The sequence below is a fragment of the Curtobacterium sp. MCLR17_045 genome, from assembly GCF_003234405.1.
GTDB lineage: Bacteria > Actinomycetota > Actinomycetes > Actinomycetales > Microbacteriaceae > Curtobacterium > Curtobacterium flaccumfaciens.
Genome location: NZ_QKTB01000021.1, coordinates 36,532 through 49,732 on the forward strand (window position 1 = coordinate 36,532; position 13,201 = coordinate 49,732).

The 13,201-nt window shown below is 70.3% G+C and carries 12 protein-coding genes; 3 read left to right on the forward strand and 9 right to left on the reverse strand.

Annotation, left to right across the window (positions count from 1 at the left end; translation table 11 throughout):
* Window positions 1-556: 556 nt before the first annotated feature.
* The 7 genes from DEJ05_RS13060 to DEJ05_RS13090 all read right to left on the reverse strand — a co-directional run bounded on the left by DEJ05_RS13060 (window position 557) and on the right by DEJ05_RS13090 (window position 7,292).
* Entirely contained in the window at window positions 557-2,065 is a 1,509-nt protein-coding gene (locus DEJ05_RS13060) for a PTS transporter subunit EIIC (protein WP_111110605.1), read from the reverse strand.
* A 43-nt stretch (window positions 2,066-2,108) separates the two neighbouring features.
* Window positions 2,109-3,047 (reverse strand): N-acetylmuramic acid 6-phosphate etherase, encoded by a 939-nt coding sequence (gene murQ, locus DEJ05_RS13065; protein WP_111110606.1) that lies wholly within the window; start codon window positions 3,045-3,047, stop codon window positions 2,109-2,111.
* Window positions 3,048-3,055: 8 nt separating this feature from the next.
* Window positions 3,056-3,952, reverse strand: coding sequence for a MurR/RpiR family transcriptional regulator (locus tag DEJ05_RS13070; protein ID WP_111110607.1), 897 nt, complete (start codon window positions 3,950-3,952; stop codon window positions 3,056-3,058).
* 190 nt (window positions 3,953-4,142) lie between these two features.
* Complete coding sequence (locus tag DEJ05_RS13075) at window positions 4,143-4,730, reverse strand: hypothetical protein (protein ID WP_111110608.1); 588 nt, start codon at window positions 4,728-4,730, stop codon at window positions 4,143-4,145.
* On the reverse strand, window positions 4,712-5,299 hold the full coding sequence (locus DEJ05_RS13080) for a hypothetical protein (RefSeq protein WP_146245103.1): 588 nt from the start codon (window positions 5,297-5,299) through the stop codon (window positions 4,712-4,714). The genes DEJ05_RS13075 and DEJ05_RS13080 overlap by 19 nt, the downstream gene beginning before the upstream one ends.
* Window positions 5,300-5,313: 14 nt before the next feature.
* Window positions 5,314-6,606, reverse strand: coding sequence for a hypothetical protein (locus DEJ05_RS13085; protein WP_111110610.1), 1,293 nt, complete (start codon window positions 6,604-6,606; stop codon window positions 5,314-5,316).
* Window positions 6,606-7,292, reverse strand: coding sequence for an ATP-binding cassette domain-containing protein (locus DEJ05_RS13090; protein ID WP_309146950.1), 687 nt, complete (start codon window positions 7,290-7,292; stop codon window positions 6,606-6,608). The genes DEJ05_RS13085 and DEJ05_RS13090 overlap by 1 nt, the downstream gene beginning before the upstream one ends.
* Window positions 7,293-7,443: 151 nt before the next feature.
* Here DEJ05_RS13090 and DEJ05_RS13095 point away from each other — a divergent pair, with 151 nt between their 5' ends.
* Window positions 7,444-7,872: a hypothetical protein gene (locus DEJ05_RS13095; protein ID WP_146245104.1), complete on the forward strand. Its 429-nt coding sequence runs from the start codon at window positions 7,444-7,446 to the stop codon at window positions 7,870-7,872.
* 368 nt (window positions 7,873-8,240) lie between these two features.
* Here DEJ05_RS13095 and DEJ05_RS13100 read toward each other — a convergent pair whose 3' ends face one another.
* On the reverse strand, window positions 8,241-8,720 hold the full coding sequence (locus DEJ05_RS13100) for a DUF4395 domain-containing protein (protein ID WP_111110613.1): 480 nt from the start codon (window positions 8,718-8,720) through the stop codon (window positions 8,241-8,243).
* On the reverse strand, window positions 8,717-9,199 hold the full coding sequence (locus tag DEJ05_RS13105; protein WP_111110614.1) for a co-chaperone YbbN: 483 nt from the start codon (window positions 9,197-9,199) through the stop codon (window positions 8,717-8,719). The genes DEJ05_RS13100 and DEJ05_RS13105 overlap by 4 nt, the downstream gene beginning before the upstream one ends.
* A 203-nt stretch (window positions 9,200-9,402) precedes the next feature.
* Between DEJ05_RS13105 and DEJ05_RS13110 the strand changes: the two genes are divergently transcribed.
* Both DEJ05_RS13110 and DEJ05_RS13115 read left to right on the forward strand, forming a co-directional pair.
* On the forward strand, window positions 9,403-9,618 hold the full coding sequence (locus tag DEJ05_RS13110) for a DUF1653 domain-containing protein (protein ID WP_258376152.1): 216 nt from the start codon (window positions 9,403-9,405) through the stop codon (window positions 9,616-9,618).
* A gap of 77 nt (window positions 9,619-9,695) precedes the next feature.
* Complete coding sequence (locus DEJ05_RS13115; protein ID WP_111110615.1) at window positions 9,696-13,190, forward strand: TM0106 family RecB-like putative nuclease; 3,495 nt, start codon at window positions 9,696-9,698, stop codon at window positions 13,188-13,190.
* Window positions 13,191-13,201: the final 11 nt, after the last annotated feature.

A 13,201-nucleotide genomic window follows, 5' to 3' on the forward strand; every position in this document is an offset into this window, starting at 1 on the left:
AGCCCGTCTCCTGCTCGCGTCATTCTGACGTAGAGCTCCCGCCGATACCGCTCGGCGGAGCTCAGCCATGCAGGAGTGTCAGCGGGCAACCGCCCCGGTACGTGCGCGAGCAGCACCTGTTTGAACTCGAGCCGCGTTGCGCGCTTGACTGTCTCGACGTTCACTGCTCAACAGGCATGCAGCCGTAGTCCTTTAGCAAGACGACGGGCACGTCCGAATTCCGGAGCATGCCCATGGCGCCGTTTGCCTGTCGTTTCGTCGCAACCAGGATCCCACGTCGGCGAGAGGTCCCGACGAGTCGCACCACTTCGGACAGACGTGCGGGCATCGCCGTGTTGAGCAACCGCGCGGTGTTGGGGAGCATCGGCGACGACCGACAGCCCCGAAGACGCAGCAGCCGACACGATCGCGGTCGCAGCGGCTCGGGCACCCGAAGGGGAATCCTCCGGAATGTGCAACGAGGTGAACGCGAGCGTCGGACCCGCGGCCGCGGCGGCCTCGAACGTCGGACCAGCCAGCGGACCGTGCGCCAGGTACGGGCTCGCGTCCAACCGCATCAGCGTGCAGCCCCCACGGAGTTAGCCGGCGTGACCTGCACGTCGAGCGGGCCGTCCGGAGCGACGGGGTCGCCGGACGGCGCAGACGACTGCGCCTCGAGGTCAGCCCGCACCGACTCCGACACCCCGAACAACAACGTCGCCACGAACCCCACGACGTACGCCACCACGAGCCCCGACCCGTACCCGAGCAACGCCCACCCGTACCCGGACGACCCGTTCAGCAGCGGGATGAGCGACAGGTCCGACGCCCCGATGGCGATCGCCCCGACGGAGTGCCCGAGCTGGTCGAAGAGCCCGACGACGCCGCCGCCGAACGCCCCACCGATGCACGCGGTGATGAACGGCCGCCCCAGGGGGAGCGTCACGCCGTAGATCAGGGGCTCGCCGACACCGAGGAACCCGGCCGGCAGTGCACCACGGATGGTCCGCACCAGCGAGGCGTTCGACCGGAACCGCACCCACAGCGCGATGCACGCACCGATCTGCCCGGCGCCACCCATCGCCAGGACGGGCAGCAGCACGGTCCACCCGGTCTGGTCGATCAGCGTGGTGTGGATCGGGATGAGTCCCTGGTGCATCCCGGTCATGACGAGGGGCAGGAAGAGCCCTCCGAGCACGAAGCCGGCGAAGGCCCCACCGTTGGCGAGCAGCCAGGTCGCAGCGGTCCCGATCGCGACGGAGACGACTCCGGCGACGGACATGAGGATCCCCAGCGTCACAGACCCTGCGACGAGGACGGTCACGGTCGGCACGACGATGAGCGCGATGACGTCCGGAGTCACGCGCCGCATGAAGCGCTCGACGTAGGCGGCGAGGATGCCGCCGGCCAGCGCGCCGAGTACACCGCCCTGGCCGGGTGCCAGGGTCTCGCCGAACATGGTGACGTTCGCGATGCCGGCCGCGACGATGATGCCGCCGACCGCACCGCCGAGGATGGGCGTGCCGCCGAACTCCTTCGCGGCGTTCATCCCGACGAACACGGCGAGCAGGGACAGGAACCCGGACGACAGAACCCCGAGGAACGGCGTCAGCGCAGGCACCCACCCCAGGTTCGTCAGGATGCCGTTGATCCCGGCGATCAGCCCGCAGGCGATCAGTGCGGGGATGAGCGGGATGAAGATCGCGGAGATCTTCCGGATCGCGCGCATGGTGCGGCCGTCGGCACGGGACCGTGCGGTCGCCTTGATGGACGCACCGCGAGCAGCGAGCTCCTCAGGCGACGCACCAGGCCCACCAGCCGCAGCCGGCGGAGCGGCCGCGCGCAGGGCCTCCAGGCCGTCGGCCACGCGGTCGACGAGACCCGGGCCGAGCACGATCTGCAGGTTCGAGCCGGCCGCGATGGCGGCCATGACGCCGTCGGTGGCCTTCAGGTCGTCGAGCGCGACGGACGAGTCGGAGACGACCTCGACCCGCAGGCGGGTCATGCAGTTCTCGACGTCGGCGATGTTCGCGGAACCGCCGACGGCGTCGAGGATCTGCTGGGCGAGTTGCTGGGCATCGGGCATGGCGTGCTCCTCGGGGGAAAGGAAACGGAAACGGGAACGGGGTCTACAGCACGGCGCGCAATGAGCCGGCAGCAGCATCGAGGCGCTCACGGGCCGAAGCAGCCGAGGCGCCGGTCAGGATCACGGCGATGGCGGTCTTGACCTCACCGTCCGAGGCGTCGAGCGCCGCCTGGACCTCGGCGGGGGGAGCGCCCGTGACGTCCTGCACGAGCGAGAACGCCCGGGCGACGAGCTTCGCGTTCGTCGCCCGCACGTCGACCATGCGGTTGCCGTACGTCTTGTGGCTGCGCACCATCGCGAGCGTGGTGAGCATATTGAGCACGAGCTTCTGCGCGGTGCCCGCCTTCAGGCGGGTCGACCCGGCGATGAACTCGGGGCCGACGACGACGTCGATGGCGATGTCCGCCTCCCGCCCCGCGGCCGAGTCGGGGTTGCACGCGACGGAGACCGACAGGGTGGAGCGGCGCCGGGCCTCCAGGATGGCTGCGATGACGTAGGGCGTCCTGCCGGACGCGCTGATCCCGACGACCACGTCGTCGGCCGTCAGGCCGAGCGCGTCGAGGTCGCGGACGGCGGCTGCTTCGTCGTCCTCCGCGCCCTCGACGGCGGTGGTCAGGGCGGGGTCGCCGCCGGCGATCACGCCGACCACCTGGCTCGGGTCGGTGCCGAAGGTGGGCGGGCACTCGCTGGCGTCGAGGACGCCGAGCCGGCCCGGCGTGCCGGCGCCGACGTAGACGAGTCGGCCGCCACGCGCGAACGCTGCGGCGATCGAGTCTGCCGCCAGGGCGATGGCCGGGAGGCACGGCTCCAGTGCCGCAGGCACGCTGCGGTCTCCGGCGTTCATGCGCTGGGCAGCTTCCAGCGTGGAGATCGTGTCGATGTCGTCCAGCGAGTGGTCGGTCGCCTCGGTGGTGAGGGCCGCGAGTTCGCCGCGGAGGGCGTCGTGGGCCTCGGTGGCGTGGGGTTCGTGCGTCTGGTTCATGGTGGTGCTCAGTTCCGGTGGTGGGTACGGACGGCGTCGCGGCTGCGGGCGAGGAGCGGCTGGGAGCGCTCGTCGGTGCGCTGCGCGACGACGATGAACAGGGTGTCGACGATGGCGAGCTGGCTCATCCGGCTGCCCATGGCCGCGGGGCGCAGGGCGCTCTCGGCACCGGCGACACCGAGCAGGACGTGGTCGGCGGTGGTGGCGAGCGGGGCGGCGGCGTGGCCGGTGATCGCGATGATCGTGGCGTGTTGGGCTCGGGCGGCGTGGGCGACCTCGAGGGTCTCGACGGTGGAGCCCGAGTGGCTGACGAGCACCAGGACGTCGTGCTCGCCGATGACGCTCGCCAGGGTCAGGGCGTTGTGCGGGTCGTCGGCGATCGAGCTCACGATGCCGATGCGTTCGAGCTTGAGGTGCAGGTCTCGGGCGACGATGCCGCTCGCTCCCACGCCGTACAGGACGACGCGGCGGGCGTCGCTCACGGCTGCTGCCGCTGCCTCGAGCGCGTGCGGGTCGAGTGCGGCGCGGGTGTCGGACATCACCGCTCGGACGTCCTCGGTGACCTTCGCGATGACGGTGGCGACGTCGTCGTCGACCGCGACACCGGCGTGGATCTCGGTGGACTCACGTTCGTGGATCCCGCGTTCGACGGCCCGCGTCATGCTGCGCTGCAGGGCGGCGAAGTTTGCGAAGCCGAGGTGCTGGGCGAAGCGGGAGACCGTGGCGGGGGAGACCCCGGCTCGGCCGGCGAGGTCGGTGGCGTTGGTGGTGGCCGCGGCTGCCGGGTCCTCGAGGACGGCGTCGGCGATGGCGCGCATGCTCGACGGCATGCTCGCTGACTGGGTGCGGACGAGGGCGAAGGCGTCGGCGCGCTCGGACCGCTCGGATCGCTCGGTGATCGTCATCCCGCCATGAAAGCGTCTTTCGTATGCGAGCGCCAGTGCTGAAAGTAAATTGCGTGTTACGGGTGGCGGGGTGGCTGCGCGGCGGGGGCTCGTGCGTTCAGTGAGCAGAAGGTGTCGAGTCGCCGCGGCGGATTCGACGTTTTCTGCTCACTCGATGAGCGGCGGACGCGAACCCGGGCGGTCCTGCTCGTCAGGACTGCGGGGCCGGGGATGCCACGACGGTCGCCGCCCGCAGGTACCGCCACGACCGACGTACTGCTCGCAGCAGGATCGGCGTCATGATCAGTGCGGTGATGAGCAGTGCTGCGCAGAGGAACCGGGGGAACGCCGAGCCGGAGACGTCCTCGTCCGCGAACATCGGGAACTGGGCGCCAGCGATGCCGAGGTAGAGCAGGAGGAACTGCGCGAGGGCGAGCGGCTGGTAGGTGGAGAGCAGTCGTGCATGCTCGCGTGCCCGGAGGGCGAGGTCGGACTCGGGCGGCTGGATCGGGCTGCCGGTCTTGATCGCTTGCGTCACCATGCGCTTGCCGGCAGGGGAGAGCCCCGCCGTGGTGGCCTGCATCGCGGTCGACATCCCGATCGTCGTTGCGAGGATCGAGAAGGTACCGGTCAGGCCACCGACGGACGCGCCGAAGCCGACGACGGTGAGGACTGCGACGGCGCCCGACTCGGTGGTCGCCAGCAACCAGCCGATGACGGCGCCGACGACGGCCCCGATCAGTGCGAGCAGGGTCGCCCGTCGCCAGGCGCGACGTGCTGTCAGTTCGAGTTCCCCCATGCCTCCACCCTACGAGTGGATCGCCCGACGGCGACGACGGCTGCGACGAGGACGATCGGTGCGACGAACAGCCAGTAGATGAGTTCGGTGTTCGTGGTGACGACCCCTGCCCAGACCGCCGGGTGATCCGGCGTTCCGCGTCCGAACAGTCCTGCGACGAGCAAGTACAGGACGCCCGGCACCGACTGGTAGCGATCACCGAGCACCGCACGGCTGGCCATCGCGAGCGCACAGAACGCGATGGTGTTCCGGATCATTGCGAGCGAGACAGCGGGGTCCGCGCCGACCGCGAGGCCGACGGTACTGATCGCGCACACCAGTCCGATCACTACCAAGACGGTGCTCGCCTCGAGCAGGTCGGTCCGTCGGGCAGGAGCGGGGAACAGCCCGCGGCTGATCGATGCACCCGCCGCGATCGCGAGCACCAGCGGACCGACCGCAGCGACGGGGATCATCGCGAAGGGTGCGCCACCGCCGAACGACGGGAACAGCATGCCGATCGGTCCCAGCCCGATCGAGAGCACCGTGACGGTGGTTGTGAGCCCGAGGAGCGCTGTCGTGCGGTGCACGCGCAACCACCAGATCACGAGGACGGCAGCGCGATGTGGCCGACCGAGCAATCCGTCAGCCGGTCGATCGTCGCGGTGACCCACGCGGCCTGAGCCGACGCCGGGGCCTTCCGCAGTTCTTGCAGCAACGAGTGGTCGTCCATCTCGAGCGCGGGTTCCACGCGACCCGCATCGACGATCCCATGGGCAGCCACGTCGATGAGCCAGCGGTTCGCGACGGCGGCGTCGTTGAGTCGCTCGATGTCGTCAGGCTCGGACTCGCAGTACGCGACCTCTGCGTCGCCCAGGACCGAGGTGGTGAGGCTGTGCACCAGGTCGGCGTCCGTCATCCACACCTGCACGATCATGTTCAGGTCGTCCGGAGACGAGGGCGCGTTGCTCGCCCGGATCGTCGGCTGGATCGTGATGCCCGAGCGGCTGAGGTTCTCGGCGGCCTTCCGGATCACGGCCTCTGAGTCGCCGTCGGCGCGCTGCTCCGGGAACAAGCAGATCGTCCGACGGTGACCGTTGCAGACCGACTGCGACTGCGGGCGCTCGGTGATCGGCGCGGCTCCGAGACTCGAACCGGACACGAGTGCGATCGCTGTGACGACTGCGAACGAGGTTGCGCCGATCTGGACGCCGAATCGATGGACTCGATCGCCACTTGTGCGCCGCGCAGCCGCGATGAGGAGCAGGCCGACTCCCGCGAGTGTGCTGAACGTGGTCGCGATGATCGGCGCTCGCAGGTCGAGTGACGTCTCGACCGAGCAGCAGTCGGCCATGACGAGGCCGGCGAGGTAGCGGAGCGGGAAGTAGTCGACGGCCCATGAGAAGCCGAGCCAGCTGTACGACGCGAGCAGGCTCAGTGGCAGCGACGCGACCGGCGGGAGCCAGCGACCGAGGGCGAACCCGACGCACGTGTGGAAGAACAGGATGCTCGCGAACGCCAGGCCGACGAGCACTGGCGGGCCGCCTGGAGCCCCCCAGGTGTCGCGGCTCATGAGCACGACGGCGACGACCTGAAGCAGGACGCCGGCGGTGAGCGGCGTCCACAGATGATCGGCGAGGACTACTGCACTCGATCTGCTGCTGCTCTGGATGGCGGATGCGTTGGACCGGTACCGCCGTCCTTCCCAGGCGCCAGCGGTGGCAGCGACGCCGCACGAGAAGACCAGGTAGATCGCGGAGCCGGCGATCGCAGCAGGCCAGTACCCGGCAACGGACGTCTCGGACGAGAACTGCACGCTGTACGCGACCACGCCGAGCAACCCTGGCGGGAGGAGCCACACTGCTGCGCGACTGCGCCACGGGATGATCGGGCGCATCAGTCGTCCTCGTTCGTGAAGCGCGCGTACGACGCGGTGATCGCGTCAGCGGGGGAGAGTCCCTTGAACGGTTCCGTGAAGGCGTCGACGGACCCGGAGAACGGGACGTGTCCATCCACGAGCACGGTCACGTGGTCGTACGTCGCAGCGACATCCTCGGTCTGGTGGGTCGAGACGATCACGGAGACATCGTTCGGCAGGTTCTGGATGACTTGAGCGAAGCGTGCCCGTTGTGCCGGGTCGAGTCCGGCCGTCGGTTCGTCGAGCAGGATCCACTGCGCTCCCGAGACCAGCGCACCGGCAACGCCGAGACGCCGGATCTGCCCGCCCGACAGGGTCGTGGCCCGCACATCGGCCCGTGCGGAGAGATCAACTGCTGTGAGCGCTGCCGCGGAGCTGTCCCAGGCATCACTGCGCGAGAGTCCCTTCAACCAGCCGCAGTAGGCGACGTGCTCCCGAGCGGAGAGCCCTGGGAAGGCGCCACTCCGTTGCGGAAGCCACCCGACCCCTCGGCGGTACCGCCGTCGGTTCCCATGATCGCTCGGGCTGCCCAGACCGTCGACACGGATCGTCCCCGAACTCGGTCGAAGGGCGTCCGCGACGATCCCGAGCAGCGTTGACTTGCCGGCCCCGTTCGGCCCCAGAAGGACGCTGCCCCCGCTCGGGAACACCGCCGAAAGGGACACGATGACCTGGTGGTCTCGTCGGTACCCGAACGTGAGCTCGTCGATCTGTACGGCCAAGACAACCCCCTGGAACCTTGCATTGATGTTTCACCGTACATTAGCGTGCTCACGGCTCGGATTTCCCGGGCCGTCACCTCGAGGGGGAATCACGATGATCAATCTCAGTCGGCGAGCGGCGGCAGCAGTCTCAGGAGGAGTCATCCTCGCCACGGTGTTCGCGGCGTCGCCAGCATTCGCTGAGGGCTCGTGGTCGTCGAAACTAACCGGCGTCGCCATCGGCAAGAACTCGCGGAGCTGGCAGGACTCGCACAAGGACAAAGTCCGGACGGCCACGACCTTCGCGGGCTGCCGTATTTCGGGGAACCTCAACGGGTTCAAGTCCGCATCCGTGCGGCTCATCGATGAGCGCGGATGGCTTCCGGACAAGAGCATGGGCACGAAGGTCAACAAGTGCGGCAGGAGCGACTGGGGTGTGATGACCAGGCCTGACCGGTACCACTGGACGATCTGGGCACTCAACGGAGCGTCCCGCGAGCAGACGCTGCGTCTTTCGGTCTCGACGGTTCGCCAGGCCTACTGAGCGGGCGTCGCCGGTCGGTCGCGCTGGCGACCGGCCGGCGCCGTCACCCCCGCCGGTACCGCGTCGCCGGCTTCCCTGGCCGGTCCGCCTGCTTCGTGTCCGTCGCGGTCGGCTTCGGCAGCATGGCTCGCTGGAACGAGTCCGGTAGCAAGCGCTCGCCGAGGACCGCCTCGTCCAGTTGCCCCAACTCCGACATTGCGGACGGCTTGCTGTGGGGGAGCCGCCGCCGCCGCGACGCCAACGTCACCTCGAACCGCGGAGTCGCGCGGCGCGAGGTGATTTTGGTTGTACACCGGCCGGTGGGCGCGACCGAACTCGCGGCGCGGGAGGCGGGGCGGAGGCGAGGCGGGCCTCCAGGCCGGACGCCGTCAGGCGACGCCGCGCCGCGGACGGAAGACGCCCGCCCGGACCAGCCACACGTAGAGCAGGCAGCCGATGCAGACGTCGAAGACGGCGTTGAGGAATGAGGCGACCAGGGCGACCGCGGCACCGATCGGGGCGGCGTACGGCACGCCGAGCAGCGCGAGGAGCAGGGCGACCGCGGTCACGAACAGGCCGACCTGTTGGGCGAAGGTCGGGGGTTCCGGGGCCTCGAGTTCGGCGGGTGGGGCCAGGCGTGGGCGGACGACCCGTCGGAAGAGTGCGCCGTAGGGATGGCGGCGGATGCCGGCGATGCCTCCGACGGCGAACAGCGCGACGATGACGGCGAGCAGCACGATGCCGGCGACCCACGTCTCGGGGATCAGCGTGAGGACGATCGTCGCGGCGAGGAGCACCGTGGTGATGGCGGCGCCGAAGCGTGGGGAGCGCGGGTCGATGCCGCGTGTGGGGTCGGTCGTGGTGGTCATCGGGACTCCTGGGTGCCGGTCGTGTCTGCGGTGCCTGCGGTTCCTGCGGTCAGGACGGCGTCGAGGGCTGCGGCGAGCTCCGGTGGGCGGGGTGGGCCTCCGAAGCGGGTGCGAACGGTCCGGGAGCCGTCGACGAGGAAGACCGTGGGGGTCTGCAGGACGTTGAAGCGGCTCGCCAGTCCGGGGTGCTCGGCGAGGTCGATCTCCAGTCGGGTGACGCCGTCGTGTCGGGCGGCGACGGAGTCCAGGTGCCGGGCGGTCGCGGGGCAGCGGGCACAGGTCGGGGTGGAGAACTGGACGAGGGTGGCGCGCGTGCCGAAGGCTGTCGGCGGGGCGAGGTCGGCGACGGTGCTGGCGGTGTCATCGGCTGAGGTCGGGCTGGGCTTCGCGCGGCCGGTCCTGGAGCGGAGGAGCAGCCCGAGGACGGTGGCGAGGGCAAGAACCCCCGCCAGCACGGCGACGGCCACGATGACGGTCATGGTGCGACCGTACGTCGTGGTGCTGTCCGCACGGAAGCACGTGTCCGTTCGTGACGGGGCCGGGCGGTCAGGCGGCCCGGCGCAGCCGTCGCATCGTTCCGGCGGCAGGCGAGCACCCCGCCAGTGTGGGGACACCTTCGCCTTGAACAGGCATACGTTTCCAGCGTCGGCAGCGGACGGCTCGCCTGCCTACGATCGAGAGTGTGAGCTTCGACGTGACACCTGGGCGGTACCGGCACTTCAAGGGGAACGACTACGAGGTGCTGCTCGTCGCCCGGGATGTGGAGACCGAGGAGCCCGTGGTCGTGTACCAGGCGCTCTACGGCGAACGCGGGCACTGGGTCCGCTCGCTCGCCGACTTCACCGCGCACATCACGCGCGACGGGTACGACGGGCCGCGGTTCGTGCCGGTCGGCTGACCGCCCGGCGACCCGACGGGGTCGGTGTCGGCGCTCGCCCCTAGGCTTTCAGCGCACCGGAGAGCAAGGGGGAGCGCATGCAGATCGGCGTCGACGGGCACGTGCTGCTCAGCCCGAGTGACCTGAGCACGTGGTCGGCCTGCGAGTGGGCGTTCCTCCGCCGCCTCGACGCCAAGCTCGGCCGCGGGGACGCCCTGCCCGAAGTGCACGACGACATGCTCGAACGCACGGCTCGGCTCGGGGACCAGCACGAGCTCGACTACCTCGACATCCTCAAGCAAACCCGCAAGGTCGTCGAGTTCGACCGTCCCGCACCGCCGGACTACGCCCGCGCCGCAGCCGAAGCGCGACAGGCCTTCGCCGACGGTGCCGACGTGCTGTACCAGCCGACGTTCCATGCAGCACCGACCGCCGACGCCCCCGGGTTCATCGGCTTCGCGGACTTCATCATCCGCAACGACCGCGGCGAGTACGAGGTCTACGACACCAAGCTCGCACGCCACGCCAAGATCAGCGCCCTGCTGCAGCTCGCCGCGTACGCCGAGCAGATGCAGGCGCACGGCATCCCCACCGGTGAACAGGTGCACCTGGTGCTCGGAGACCGGACGACCACGACGCACGACCTCGCCGACATCGCGCCGGTGTATCGCACACAGCGCGCCGAACTGCAGCGAGTCATCGCCGAGCGCATCGCCGCCGACGAGCCGCTGCAGTGGGGTGACCCGCGGTACTCCAGCTGCGGGCGCTGTGCGATCTGCTCGACCCAGGTCGCCGAGCACCGCGACCTCATCCTCGTCGCGGGCATGCGCCTCGACCAACGGGCGAAGCTGATCAAGCACGAGGTGCGGACGATCGACGACCTGGCGGTCCGAACCCGGTCAGTGCCGGGCTTGTCCCGCGCGACGCAGGATCGGCTGGTACGGCAGGCGAGCCTCCAGATCGAGTCGGAAGACGCCCGACGGAAGGGCGCCGACGGGCCGGGCAAGCCCGTGAAGCCGCGCTTCGAGGTCCTCGATGCCCGTGCGCTCGACGCGATCCCGGCACCCGACCCGGGCGACGTGTTCTTCGACTTCGAGGGCGACCCGCTGCACACCGAGGACGGCGTGCACTGGGGCCTCGACTACCTGTTCGGCCTGGTCGACGACCGCGCCGAGTTCACCGCGTTCTGGGCGCACACCATCCGCGACGAGCGAGTTGCGCTGGAGCAGTTCCTCGCGTTCATCGAGGCCCGGCGGCAGCAGTACCCGGGCATGCACATCTACCACTACGCGGCCTACGAGCGGACGCACCTGCTGTCGCTCGCCGCCCGGCACGGCGTGGGTGAAGAGGCCGTCGACGACCTGCTGCGCGCCGGGGCCCTGGTCGACCTGTACCCGATCGTCCGGAAGGCCCTGGTCGTCGGCAGCCACAGCTACTCCATCAAGAAGCTCGAACCGCTGTACATGGGGTCGGACCTGCGCGAGAGCGACGTCACGAACGCCGCGGACAGCATCAGCGCCTACGTCGACGCGATCGAGGAGCTCCGCAACGGTGACGCCGTCGAGGGACAGCGGATGCTCGACCAGGTCGCCGACTACAACGCCTACGACTGCCGCTCGACCCTGCGCCTGCGCGACTGGCTCCGCTCGCTGCGTACCGACGACCCCGATGCGGCCGACCCCGTGCTCGAGCTCGAGGTCCCGCCGATCCCCGTCGAGCGCGAGCCCAATCCGGTGTACGTCGCGCTCGCCGCGCAACTCGAGGACGTCGACGCCCTCGACCGCACCCCTGACCAGACCGCGTTGGCGCTCGCCGCAGCCGCGATCGACTACCACCGCCGCGAGGCCAAGACCTTCTGGCAGGACCACTTCGACCGCCTGCGGAACCCGGTCGACGACTGGGCCGACACCCGCGACGTCCTGGTCGTGGAGCGGGCGTCCGTCGAGCGCGACTGGGACACGCTGCCGCGTGCCCGCTCACAGTCGCGGGAACTCCGGTTGTCGGGGACGCTCGCGCCCGGCTCGCGGCTCCGGCCTGGAGGCACGCCCCACCTCGTCTACGACGACCCGCTTCCGCCGTCGGTCGCCTCTCCGGGCCCCGGATCGAAGGGCGCGTCGTCGCGCGCCGTGATCGTGGACGTGTGGGACAACGGCGATGCCGTCGAGGTGCTCGTGAAAGAGGGCCTGCCCGTCGGTGGCGAACCGCACCACGAGTTCCCGGTGGCCCTCGCACCGTCGGCACCGCCCCGCGCGAAGCCCCAGCCCGAGGCGATCGGCTGGTGGGGTCAGGCCGTGCTCGACGAGCTGCCGGCGATGCTGCCGGACCCTGCGCTCGACCTGCTGCGACGGGTGCCCCCGCGTGGCCCGATCGTCCCCGTGCAGGGCGACGACACGGTGTCCGCCGTCGTGTCGACCCTGCTCGGCCTCGACCGGTCGTACCTGGCGATCCAGGGCCCTCCCGGCACGGGCAAGACCTACGTCGGCTCGAACGTCGTCGCCCGACTCGTCCGCGAGTACGGCTGGCGCGTCGGGGTCGTCGGGCAGTCCCACGCGACGTCGGAGAACTTCCTGACCTCGGTCGTGAACGCCGGCGTCCCCGCGGACCGGGTCGTGAAGGTGCCGAAGTCCGGCGCAACCGAGGACGAGCTCGACGCCGCAGCCTGGACCCCCGTGAAGAACGGTGCCGCGGTCGCCGCGTTCCTGTCCTCGTGCGAGGCCTCGGGCACCGGCGGTGTCGTCGGTGGCACGGCGTGGACGTTCGCGAACGAGTCGACGATCGAGCGCCGTTCCCTCGACCTGCTCGTGGTCGACGAGGCCGGACAGTTCTCCCTCGCCCCGACCATCGCGTCGTCGGTCGCCGCGACCCGGCTCCTGCTGCTCGGGGATCCCCAGCAGCTGCCCCAGGTGTCGCAGGGCTCGCATCCGGAGCCCGTCGACGAGTCCGCGCTCGGCTGGCTCGCCGACGGACAGCACGTCCTGCCGCCCGAGTTCGGGTACTTCCTGGCCCGCACCCGCCGCATGGAGCCCGCCCTGACCGAGTCCGTCTCCGCCCTGTCGTACGACGGAAAGCTCGCCTCGATGGTCTCCGGACGGCACCTCGACGGCATCGACGCGGGTGTGCACCCCGTGCCGGTCGTCCACGCGGGCAACACGACGTCCTCTGCCGAAGAGGCCGCCCGGGTCGTCGCACTCGTCGGTGACGCCGTCGGCCGCACCTGGGCCGACGGTTCCGACACCCGTGCCCTGACCGACGAGGACGTCATCGTGGTGGCGCCGTACAACGCGCAGGGGGCACTGATCCGGCAGGAGCTCGACCGCGCTGGCTTCACCGGCACCCAGGTCGGCACCGTCGACCTGTTCCAGGGCCGAGAGGCCGTCGTGTCGATCGTGTCCCTGGCAGCGTCGAGCGCAGCGGACATCCCCCGCGGCCTCGACTTCCTGCTCATGCCGAACCGGTTGAACGTGGCGATCTCGCGGGCGAAGTGGGCGGCCTACCTCGTGCACTCACCGGCGCTGACCACCGGGTTGCCCCCGTCGATCACGGGACTCTCGCTGTTGTCCCGCTTCATCGAGCTCGTCGAACCGCGCCGCTGACCAGCGGGAAG

Coding starts and splice junctions, on each gene's coding strand:
- DEJ05_RS13085 (WP_111110610.1), bottom strand. CDS start 6,606: ATGCGCCCGATCATCCCGTGGCGCAGTCGCGCAGCAGTGTGGCTCCTC.
- DEJ05_RS13105 (WP_111110614.1), bottom strand. CDS start 9,199: ATGACCGTCATCGTGGCCGTCGCCGTGCTGGCGGGGGTTCTTGCCCTC.
- DEJ05_RS13075 (WP_111110608.1), bottom strand. CDS start 4,730: ATGGGGGAACTCGAACTGACAGCACGTCGCGCCTGGCGACGGGCGACC.
- DEJ05_RS13070 (WP_111110607.1), bottom strand. CDS start 3,952: ATGACGATCACCGAGCGATCCGAGCGGTCCGAGCGCGCCGACGCCTTC.
- DEJ05_RS13060 (WP_111110605.1), bottom strand. CDS start 2,065: ATGCCCGATGCCCAGCAACTCGCCCAGCAGATCCTCGACGCCGTCGGC.
- DEJ05_RS13095 (WP_146245104.1), top strand. CDS start 7,444: ATGATCAATCTCAGTCGGCGAGCGGCGGCAGCAGTCTCAGGAGGAGTC.
- DEJ05_RS13115 (WP_111110615.1), top strand. CDS start 9,696: ATGCAGATCGGCGTCGACGGGCACGTGCTGCTCAGCCCGAGTGACCTG.
- DEJ05_RS13100 (WP_111110613.1), bottom strand. CDS start 8,720: ATGACCACCACGACCGACCCCACACGCGGCATCGACCCGCGCTCCCCA.
- murQ (WP_111110606.1), bottom strand. CDS start 3,047: ATGAACCAGACGCACGAACCCCACGCCACCGAGGCCCACGACGCCCTC.